Annotated in this window: 11 protein-coding genes; 6 read left to right on the top strand and 5 right to left on the bottom strand. The window is 58.7% G+C overall.

Annotated elements, in window-relative coordinates:
• Positions 1-223 precede the first annotated feature (223 nt).
• The 3 genes from V7665_RS11650 to V7665_RS11640 are packed head-to-tail and all read right to left on the bottom strand — an operon-like array spanning position 224 to position 2,872.
• Positions 224-766 (bottom strand): DUF1003 domain-containing protein, encoded by a 543-nt coding sequence (locus V7665_RS11650; protein WP_335664707.1) that lies wholly within the window; start codon positions 764-766, stop codon positions 224-226.
• A 34-nt stretch (positions 767-800) separates the two neighbouring features.
• A complete protein-coding gene (locus tag V7665_RS11645) occupies positions 801-1,286 on the bottom strand; it encodes an asparaginase domain-containing protein (protein ID WP_335664706.1) in 486 nt (161 codons plus the stop codon).
• On the bottom strand, positions 1,283-2,872 hold the full coding sequence (locus V7665_RS11640) for a lysine--tRNA ligase (protein WP_335664705.1): 1,590 nt from the start codon (positions 2,870-2,872) through the stop codon (positions 1,283-1,285). The genes V7665_RS11645 and V7665_RS11640 overlap by 4 nt, the downstream gene beginning before the upstream one ends.
• 90 nt (positions 2,873-2,962) lie before the next feature.
• Between V7665_RS11640 and V7665_RS11635 the strand changes: the two genes are divergently transcribed.
• The 4 genes from V7665_RS11635 to V7665_RS11620 all read left to right on the top strand — a co-directional run bounded on the left by V7665_RS11635 (position 2,963) and on the right by V7665_RS11620 (position 7,329).
• A complete protein-coding gene (locus V7665_RS11635; RefSeq protein WP_335664704.1) occupies positions 2,963-3,541 on the top strand; it encodes an NnrU family protein in 579 nt (192 codons plus the stop codon).
• A 16-nt stretch (positions 3,542-3,557) separates the two neighbouring features.
• On the top strand, positions 3,558-6,296 hold the full coding sequence (locus V7665_RS11630) for an ATP-dependent DNA helicase (protein WP_442955219.1): 2,739 nt from the start codon (positions 3,558-3,560) through the stop codon (positions 6,294-6,296).
• Positions 6,293-6,835 (top strand): SixA phosphatase family protein, encoded by a 543-nt coding sequence (locus V7665_RS11625; RefSeq protein WP_335664703.1) that lies wholly within the window; start codon positions 6,293-6,295, stop codon positions 6,833-6,835. Before V7665_RS11630 ends, V7665_RS11625 begins: the two co-directional genes overlap by 4 nt.
• Before the next feature lie 122 nt (positions 6,836-6,957).
• Positions 6,958-7,329 carry a hypothetical protein gene (locus V7665_RS11620; protein ID WP_335664702.1) on the top strand — a complete coding sequence of 124 codons (372 nt, stop codon included), beginning with the start codon at positions 6,958-6,960 and terminating at the stop codon, positions 7,327-7,329.
• 192 nt (positions 7,330-7,521) lie between these two features.
• Here V7665_RS11620 and V7665_RS11615 read toward each other — a convergent pair whose 3' ends face one another.
• A complete protein-coding gene (locus V7665_RS11615) occupies positions 7,522-7,908 on the bottom strand; it encodes a MerR family transcriptional regulator (RefSeq protein WP_335664701.1) in 387 nt (128 codons plus the stop codon).
• A gap of 28 nt (positions 7,909-7,936) precedes the next feature.
• Positions 7,937-8,236: an integration host factor subunit alpha gene (locus V7665_RS11610; protein ID WP_100093482.1), complete on the bottom strand. Its 300-nt coding sequence runs from the start codon at positions 8,234-8,236 to the stop codon at positions 7,937-7,939.
• 123 nt (positions 8,237-8,359) lie between these two features.
• Here V7665_RS11610 and V7665_RS11605 point away from each other — a divergent pair, with 123 nt between their 5' ends.
• Positions 8,360-9,157 carry a thioesterase family protein gene (locus V7665_RS11605; protein WP_335664700.1) on the top strand — a complete coding sequence of 266 codons (798 nt, stop codon included), beginning with the start codon at positions 8,360-8,362 and terminating at the stop codon, positions 9,155-9,157.
• Positions 9,157-9,781, top strand: a 625-nt coding sequence (locus V7665_RS11600) for an FAD-dependent oxidoreductase (protein ID WP_335664699.1), incomplete at its 3' end; no start/stop codon positions are given. The genes V7665_RS11605 and V7665_RS11600, both read left to right, overlap by 1 nt.

Raw genomic sequence — 9,781 nt, 5'->3', positions numbered from 1 at the left:
CTATGGCCCGAACCGGGTGAATATAATAGCGATTGATTGCTGGCGTTGTGGAATCTGATAAACGGGGTAAACAGGGTCATGCCTTCTTTCCAGGTCATCCCGCTGGCCTTCATTCTGGGGTTCGCGCCGTGCCGGGCGGCAACCTGCACGGCGACGACGACCGGCCGATGGGCCAATCAGGGCAAGATGGACTGGCTGTTCGGACTGCTGATCGGCAAAAAATTCAACCGGCAGGCTGCAACGCTGCCTTGATTTCGTTGAGGTCAGCTTGCAGCCTGGTGATCTTCTCGAGCATCAGCAGGTCCATTTTCTCATGCAGGCGGATGATGTCGATTTCCGCCCGCAGATTGACCTCATAGTCATGCGCCGCGGCAATCCGGTCCTTGTTCGCCGCCCGGTTCTGGCTCATCATGATGATCGGCGCCTGGATCGCAGCCAGCGTCGACAAAATCAGATTGAGAAAGATGAAGGGATAGGGATCAAAAGCGGCATCGAACCGGGTCAGCACTTCCGAGTTCAGCAGCATCCAGCTGAACAGAACCAGCGCAAAGACAATGATGAAACCCCAGGACCCACCGACCGAGGCGACCCGGTCCGAAAGCCGCTCGCCGAAACTGGCCTGCTCGTCGGCCAGAGTGCTGGCATCATCGGCAATGATCTGGCGGGAGACGATCGCTTCCAATACGCCGCGCTCCTCGCGGGAAAGCGCTGCCAATGGCTTGTCGAGCAGTTGCTCGCTCAGTTGCTCGACCGTCCGCATTGCCATCTCAATCCTCCGTCAATGTCACCCTGTCCGCAAGCTAATCCTGAACCCTGATGAAACGATGCGCCGATCGGTCTTTTTGTGTTGTCGCCGGATCGAATACCTCGCCATTCATCGCAATATAGACGCCGGGCGGCAGCGTCTGGGTCGCGGCCAGCGCAAAACCGACGTTGAACTCGGCATCGCTGTTGCGCAGCGTCGCCGGCTGCATTGCGCCCGTAATCACGATCGTCTTGCCCGCAATGTCGGACAGCACGCGCGCGGTTTCCACCATCGTGTCGGTCCCATGGGTCACGAGGATCTTGTCCGCATCGCTCGCCGCCACCGCATCATGGATCGCGGCCCGGTCTGCATCGGTCAGTTCGAGACTGTCCTTGCGCATCAACTGCGTCACCCGGTGGGCGACAAAGACGTTATTCTCGGACAGGATATCCGGCAACGCCGTCGCCCCGATCTGATATTCCGACAAGGCATCGAAATAGACCTTGTCGATCGTCCCGCCGGTGGTGAAAATATCGATCATGCCGAAGCCAGCGCCTCAGCGATCAGTGCGCGGGTATTTTTCACCCCGTACAGAGCGATGAAGCTGCCCATGCGCGGCCCCTGCGACGATCCCAGCAACGTCTCGTAGAGCGATTTGAACCAGTCGCGCAGATTCTCGAATCCGCCTTCCTTGCCGATAGTATAGATGATCGTCTGAATGTCCTCGGCTGCGGCATGTTCTGCCAGTCCGGCAAGTTCCTGGTCGAGCCGTTGCAGTGCCGCCACTTCAACGCCTTCCGGTTTGCGCCGGTGCAGCGTCGGGGCTATGAAATCCTTGTGATAGGCCATGGCATTGCCGATCAACTCGTCGAGATCGGGATATTTCTCTGATGTCGCGTCCGGCGCATATTGGCGCAAATAGCCCCAGATCTGGTCGCGATCGGCATCGCCCATCACGCCGACCAAATTGAGCAGTAGACCGAAGGTTACCGGGATCGTGTCCGTCGGCACATCACCATTGTGGACATGATGAACCGCATTGCCGAGCCGCTTTTCCGGAGTCTGCTCATGCCAGAGAGCGCGAGACTGGAAATATTCGTCGACCGCTTTGGGGATGACGCCCAGATGCAGTTGCTTGGCCGACTTGGGTTCGCGGAAGATATAGAAAGCCAGACTGTTCTCGGAGCCATAGCGCAGCCAGTCGTCAAGACTCAGGCCATTGCCTTTCGACTTGGAAATCTTCTCGCCTTTTTCGTCGAGAAACATTTCATAGATCAGGCCTTCGGGCTTGCGAGCACCCAGCGCCTTGGCAATCTTGCCCGACTGCACGCCGCTGTCGGTCAGGTCCTTGCCATACATTTCATAGTCGACGCCCAGTGCCGTCCAGCGCATCGCCCAGTCGACTTTCCACTGCAGCTTTGCGCCGCCGGAGAGGATATTATGCTCGATCATCTCGCCCTGATCCTCGAACCGCACAATGCCGGCTTCGGCATCGAGGATCTCCACGGGCACTTGCAGCACATGGCCGGTTTTTGGACTGATCGGCAGCACCGGAGAATAGGTCGCCTGCCGTTCCTTGCCCAGGGTCGGCAGCATGATGTCCAATATCTGCTGATTGCGCGCCAGCACCAGTTTCAGCGTCTCGTCAAACGCGCCGCTCTGATATTTCTCGGTCGATGATACGAATTCATAGTCAAAGCCAAAGCGGTCGAGAAACTCGCGCAGCATCGCATTATTATGCGCGGCAAAGCTTTCGTGCTCGGTTTCGAAAGGATTCGGAACTTGCGTCAACGGCTTGTGGAGATGCTCTGCCAGCATATCCTGATTGGGGACATTGGTCGGAACCTTGCGAAAACCGTCCATATCATCGCTGAACGCGATCAGCCGGGTCGGATTGCCGGTCAGCGTTTCATAGGCATGACGCACCATGGTGGTGCGCAAGACTTCGTTGAATGTGCCAATATGCGGCAGGCCCGAGGGACCATAGCCGGTTTCGAACAGCATCGGCTCGCCACCTGGCTTGGGTGCCGGCGCACCGCGCTCGCCACGATAGCGTTTGAGCAGCTTGCGGGCTTCCTCAAATGGCCAGGCTTTGGAATTCTCTGCTGCTTCACGATAGTCGGTCACGAAATTGTCCTGTTTTTCTGCCTATGCTGCGCAAATAGTGGCCTTAGCCTGTATAGCAAGTTAGAAGAGGACAAAATCAGGAGAATGGTGATGACACTATTGATCGCAGGCGTGCTTCTCTGGAGCATCGTCCACCTTATGAAATCGGTTACGCCGGGACTACGTGGCTCGATTCAGGGCGCGATTGGCGAAGGGCCGCATAAGGGACTGGCCGCATTGCTGCTGCTCACCTCTGTTGGATTGATAATCTATGGCTGGCGCACAACTCCGGCAGAATTTGTCTACGACCCGCCCAGCTGGGGCCGCCATCTCAATATGTTGCTGGTGTTTTTCGCCATCTATCTGATTGGCGTGGCACAGGGAAAATCAAGGGTCAAACAGTGGATCCGCCATCCAATGCTGACCGGCGTGCTGATCTGGTCTGCCGGCCATTTGCTTGCCAATGGCGACAACAAGTCGCTGATCCTGTTTGGCGGTCTCGGCCTCTGGGCGCTGATCTCGATCTTTACCGTGTCTCGCAATGAAGGTGCCTGGGTGAAACCGGCCGCATTGGCAACGCCAGGCCGGGAAGTGATCAGCGTCGTCATCGCGCTGGTCCTTTATGCTATTTTGTTCGGTGCCCATCGCTTCATTGCCGGGGTCGCACTGGTCGGTCCGCACGCGCCCTGACATAGCCGCGATCATCTTGACCGATAGCTCCCTCCCCTATCCCGCGCTTCACGCCAGCCACAGCGGCATCTGGATTTGCTCGATCGATGGCGAAACCCGTGCGATTGGCAAGGGCGAGGCGATTGGCCGTGTCGCAGAAACGCCGCATATCCTGCTCAATGCGCCGCTGCTGGGTCAACGGCTCGGCTATCCCGATCTGTCCGGTCTCGATCTGCTGGAGCTGTTCGCCTTCATCCATCCGGCGCAGTTCATTGTCCCGACACCGGCTGGCCTCGCCAAGACTCTCGGCCTGACCCCGCCGGATCAGGAGGCAGATGTTGCGGCTCTCTATCGGCAGGCCGCGCACCTGCTGCTGGAAGGATTGGAGGCACCTTATTGGAAAGAGCGGGAAGGCGCTTGGAGCAGCGCCCAGGCGCTGTTCCGGCTGCGCTGGCCCTGGGCGCAGGAAGTCGGACGAAAACTGGAAAAGCCGGTCGAGGCGGAACGCTGGCTGTTTGCTAAATTGTCGGAATGGGAAGAAGAGCCGCCACGTCCGGCGCCCCAGTCAATCACCATCGACAAGCAAGATACGCTCGCCACGCTCGAGACTTTGACCGGTGAAGGCGCCGAGGACCGCAAGGGCCAGAAAAACTACGCCGCCGCCGTTACCCAGATATTCAATCCGCGCCGAATCAAGGGCGCTCCCAATATGTTGCTGGCAGAAGCGGGCACCGGAATTGGCAAGACGCTCGGCTATCTGGCGCCAGCTTCCTTATGGTCGCGCCAGGCTGGCGGCACCGTCTGGATTTCGACCTTTACCAAGGCGCTGCAACGCCAGCTCGACCGGGAAACCCGGCGCATCTATCCGGACGAAGAGACATTTCGAAAGAAAGTCGTCGTGCGCAAGGGGCGCGAAAATTATCTCTGTCTGCTCAATCTGGAAGACGCGCTGCAGGGCGGTTTTGCCGGACGGGCAGCGATCCTTGCCCATCTGGTCGCGCGCTGGGCCGCCTATAGCAAGGATGGCGATATGGTGGGCGGCGATCTGCCCGGATGGCTCACCACCCTGTTCCGTCGCAATGGCGCCACCGCGTTGACCGACCGGCGCGGGGAATGCGTCTATGCCGGCTGCCCGCATTATCGCAAATGTTTCATCGAGAAAGCGGCGCGCGCCAGCCAGCAAGCCGATATCGTCATTGCCAATCACGCATTGGTCATGGTCAACGCCGCCCGCGGACGCGAACAGCAGAACCGGCCGACACGGCTGATCTTTGACGAAGGCCATCATCTGTTCGACGCCGCCGATTCGATGTTCGCCGCGCGGCTGTCCGGGCAGGAGACGATAGAGATCCGGCGCTGGGTGATCGGGCCGGAAACGAAAAATCGGGGCCGCCGTCGCGGACTTGCCGCACGCCTCGCCGATCTGGCATCCTATGACGAAGAAGGCGGCCGCGCGATCGAAAGCGCCCGCCATGCCGCAGAAGCGATGCCCGGTGACGGCTGGCTCCAGCGGATCGGCGAGGGCGAACCTTCTGGTCCGATTGAAGCCCTGCTCCACGAGGTCCGCGCAATGGTGTTCGCCCGCGACGAAAGCCAGAGCGCCGATGCCGGCTATGGGCTGGAAACCGAACTGACCGATGTCGAAGGCCCGATGATCGACGCGGTCGCCAATGCGGCAGAGGCGATGGATGCGCTGCTCAAGCCGCTGGTTCGTCTCGGCCAGCGGATCGAACATCTGATCGAGGAGGGCCCCGACTGGATGGACGCACAGGCCCGGGCGCGGATGGAAGGCGCCTTGTCGAGCCTCGGCTGGCGCCGCGATACATTGTCTGGCTGGCTCTCGCTGCTGTCGCGCATCGGCGGACCGGCCGATCCCGACTTTGTCGACTGGCTGATGATCGACCGCTACGAAGGCCGCGAATATGATGTCGGGATCTGCCGTCACTGGCTCGACCCGACCATCCCGGTTACCGAAGTCGTCACCAAACCCGCCCATGGCGTGATGATCACCTCAGCGACGCTGAAAGGCGGCGGCGGCTGGGATACCGCCCGGGCGCGCAGCGGCGCGGTGCATCTCGAACATGCGCCACAGGAATTCGAAGTTGCCAGCCCGTTCGACTATCCCAATCAGGCCAAGGTCATCATCGTCACCGATGTGAAACGCGGCGATATGGCCGGTTTGGCCGGTGCCTATGCGCAGCTGATCGAAGCCTCCGGCGGCGGCACACTGGGCCTGTTCACCGCGATACGTCGCCTGCGCACTGTCTATGCCCGGATCGCCGACCGGATGGCGCAAAGCGGGCTGCCGATCTATGCCCAGCATGTCGATCCGATCGACACCGGCACCCTGGTCGATATCTTCCGCGATGACCCCAAGGCCAGCCTGCTCGGCACCGATGCCCTGCGCGACGGGGTTGATGTACCCGGCCAGAGTCTGCGACTGGTAGTGATGGAATCGGTGCCTTGGCCGCGCCCCAATATTCTCCATCGCGCCCGGCGGCTGGCGGCTGGCGGCAGCGCCTATGACGACCGGATCATTCGCGCGCGACTGGCGCAGGCCTTTGGCCGGATCATACGCCGCGCCGATGACCATGGCCATTTTGTCATCCTCTCGTCGGCCTTCCCCTCACGTCTGCTTTCCGCCTTTCCCGAAGGCACGCCGGTGGAGCGCATGCCGCTGGAACAGGCGCTGGCCGAGATCCGCAAGGCAAAATCGGAAATGAAGCAATCCGGTCTTCCAACTGAAACAAGTTTGATGCATGACAATCGGCAATGAAAAAACTGACACTCCTGCGCCACGCCAAATCCAGCTGGGATGATCCGGTCGATCGCGATTTTGATCGCCCGCTCAACAAGAAGGGCAAGCGCGCGGCAGCGGTGATGGGCCGCTTCATCCAGCACAATGGACTGAGCTTCGATCAAATCCTTGCCTCCCCTGCCGTGCGGGTAATCGAGACATTGGAAAATGTTGAGGAAGCCAGCGGTCTGGCGATGGAACCCACCTGGGACCGCAAAATCTACCTCGCCTCTTCGGCCACTCTGCTCGACGTATTGCGCGCTGCCCGTACCGATGCAGACCATATTCTGATGGTCGGCCATAATCCCGGACTGGAGGATCTGATCTTCGATCTTGTCCCCGATGACGGCAGCTCCCCGGCGCGCGACCAGGTTGAAACCAAATATCCGACTGCGACGCTGGCCGAGATGACGCTGGCTATCGACGACTGGGCCGATATCACCGAAAAATGCGGCACGCTCGACCGATTCACCCGGCCGCGTGATCTCGATCCGGAACTGGGGCCAAATTACGACTAGAGCACAAGTGCCTGGTCATGTTCTGAAATTATCCGCCCTATTCCCTCCACATTTGATTGATGATCCAACGAAGGAAATTCCTTCCCTGTCCGGCTGCGGGTTCAGCCAATGGAAATGTGCCGGTGCATAATGATGGGATCGGGTTCTGTTTCGGCTACCGTATCGCGGATCTTGATGATCGCTGCCGTCTGGTCGAAACCACTGGCACGAGGATGATGGCTATCGTCAATTTTTCAGCCCGCGCAATATTCGCCCTGTTGACCATGGGATCGCTGCTGATCGTAGCGCCGGCAAAATCTGAAGAAGCAAACAGGACCAACGATGCTGTCGAGCGATGGTCGGTTTTGATCACTTATGGTGAAGACGATTGTCCGGAATCGACTGCAGGCGAAATCGTCGTTTGCGCGCACCAGCCCGAAGCGGAAAGATACCGGATACCAAAGGCCGTTCGGGAAAAGGACAAGGAAGACGAAGCGCAATATGCCATGTCCTAGTCAGCGCAATTCCAGAACCATGAAGATGACGCGCGCCTGGGCCGACCCAATAGCTGCTCGGCGGTTGGCAGCAACGGCTTTACCGGATGTCAGGCGGCATTTTTGCGAGACTGGTTCGCACAACGCAATATAGCCAGCCCTGAAGAATGAATGATCATGTTTCGGCGCAATGGGCGCACGATACCGACCAGGCTAAGCCGCGCTAAGCGCATCCGTTAGCTGGTCGCGGATCGATTTCAGTTCTGCCAGCATCAGACCATTATCCTCATGCGTATTTGCGAACAATGGCAGTATGGCAGAGGCCGGTTGCGGTGCATCCTCAACCATCTCAGGTCTCCTGCGCCGAGCGGCCAGAAATTTGCGAGCACCCTTGATTGTATAGCCTTCTTCGTTGAGCAGGCGATTGATTGTCTTGACCATCGCAACATCGTCGGGGCGATAATGGCGCCGCGAACCAGCGCGTTTAAGGGGAGTCAGCATCGCGAACTGGTCTTCCCAGTAGCGCAAAATATGCGGTTTGATGCTAAGCTCTTTCGACAGCTCTCCGATGGTCCGGAAAGCCCCTTTTTCCTTGGTCATACTCTACTCTCCCGGTTCGCCGGGTCCATTAACCTGCAGCGATAATCCTGTCACGCATCGTTTGGCTGGCACGGAAGGTCAAAACCCGTCGCGGCGCGATCGGCACTTCAACGCCGGTCTTGGGATTGCGGCCGGTGCGTTCTCCCTTGTCACGCAACACGAATGTCCCGAATCCCGAAATTTTGACATTTTCGCCATCGACCAGCGCTTCGATCATATGATCCAGAATCGATTCCACCATGACCGCGCTATCGGCACGAGAAAGCCCCACTTGCCGGTTCATTGTATCGGCAAGATCGGCGCGGGTCAGGGTGTTGGTATAGCTCATCACAATATCTTTCACTAAGAGATTGAAAAATCAACAAAGCTATAAATCAAATCCATGCTTTTGTAAATATCGATAGAAAACTTACCAGTGGATTTCAGTCGATTAGCCCGATAAGCGGAAAGAATGACCGATAAACATCCCAAAACTGTCGTCCTTTCCGAACTGCTCGATCAATGCGGGCCCGGTGGCCCTGACCATCCGGTCGTCCTGCCGCAAAGCTGGACGCAAGGTCGCACCGCCTTCGGCGGCCTGTCCGGCGCGCTTGCCTATCAGGCAGCCAGCCATATCGAAGCGGACCTGCCGCCCTTGCGATCGGCGCAAATTGCGTTCACTGGCCCGCTGTTCGGGACATTGACTGCGGAAACCGCCATGTTGCGCCGCGGCAAGAGCACCGCTTTTGTGCAGTCGGAGATTTTTGGTGACAAGGGCCTTGGGCTCCATTGCAATTTCATCTTTGCCGCGCCCCGTGCCACCGAAGTGAAGACATTCGATATTGACGCACCGGATTTTCCTCCGCTGCCCGGCGAGGCCGACCTGCACAGCGGCCCGCCGCAGTTTTTCACCTCAAACATGGAATATGTCGGCAAGCGAATCGACACCAGCACCAAGACCAACCGCCTGACCCGCTGGATGCGGCTGAAACAGCGTGCCGGCCTCGACCCCGTCGCGGAAATCCTCTGCATGTGCGACAGCCTGCCGCCTTCGGTCATGGGACTGCTCGACCAGAATGCGATGGTCAGCTCGATGAACTGGCAGGTCAATATCATTGCCGAACAGCTCGCCACCGAAGACGGCTGGTGGCTGATCGATTCCCACACCCACCATGCTGATCATGGCGCCAGCAGCCAATATATGAGCATCTGGAACAGCCGCCGCGAATTGATCGCGACCGCGATGCAAAGCGTGGCTTATTACGCCTGATGGAACCGGGCGCGAACAACCGGCACAAACCCAGTCTCGCCGTCATCGGCACGGGTATTGCCGGTCTGTCCGCCGCTTATTTGCTGAAGGACAAATATCGGGTTACGGTTTTTGAAAGCCAGGCGCGCGCCGGCATGGGTGCGTATAGTGTCGACTATGCCAGCAATGGTATCACCCGCCGGATCGACATCCCGCTGCGAATTTTCTGCCGCGGCTATTATGACAATCTGTTCGCGCTCTATGAGCATATTGGCGTCGAGATCGTGACCAGCGACCATAGCGGGATATTCTCCGATGAGGCGGACCGTGTCATCCTGCATTATGGCAATAAAGATTGGGGCGCGGGACGGTTCTCCCATCTCAAAGGCCGAAGCTGGCTGAGCCCTGCGGCCTGGAGTATCGGCCTGCAGAGCCGGCGATTTTTTGCCCGGGCAAAGCGCGATATCGGCCGCACCGATCTGGCCGACTGGTCCTTTGGCGACTATTTGCAGCAATCCGGGGCGGGCCAGCAGTTTGTCGAAACCATCCTGTTACCGATGATGTCGGTGACCTGCACCTGCGACTATCAGGCGGTGCGCGCCTATCCGGCTGACATCATGCTGGAATATCTGACCTGCGGCATTC

Source organism: Parasphingorhabdus sp., assembly GCF_036964675.1.
Taxonomy (GTDB): domain Bacteria; phylum Pseudomonadota; class Alphaproteobacteria; order Sphingomonadales; family Sphingomonadaceae; genus Parasphingorhabdus.
The sequence above is the reverse complement of the archived record's forward strand: the minus strand, read 5'-3'. Positions and strand labels throughout refer to the sequence as shown.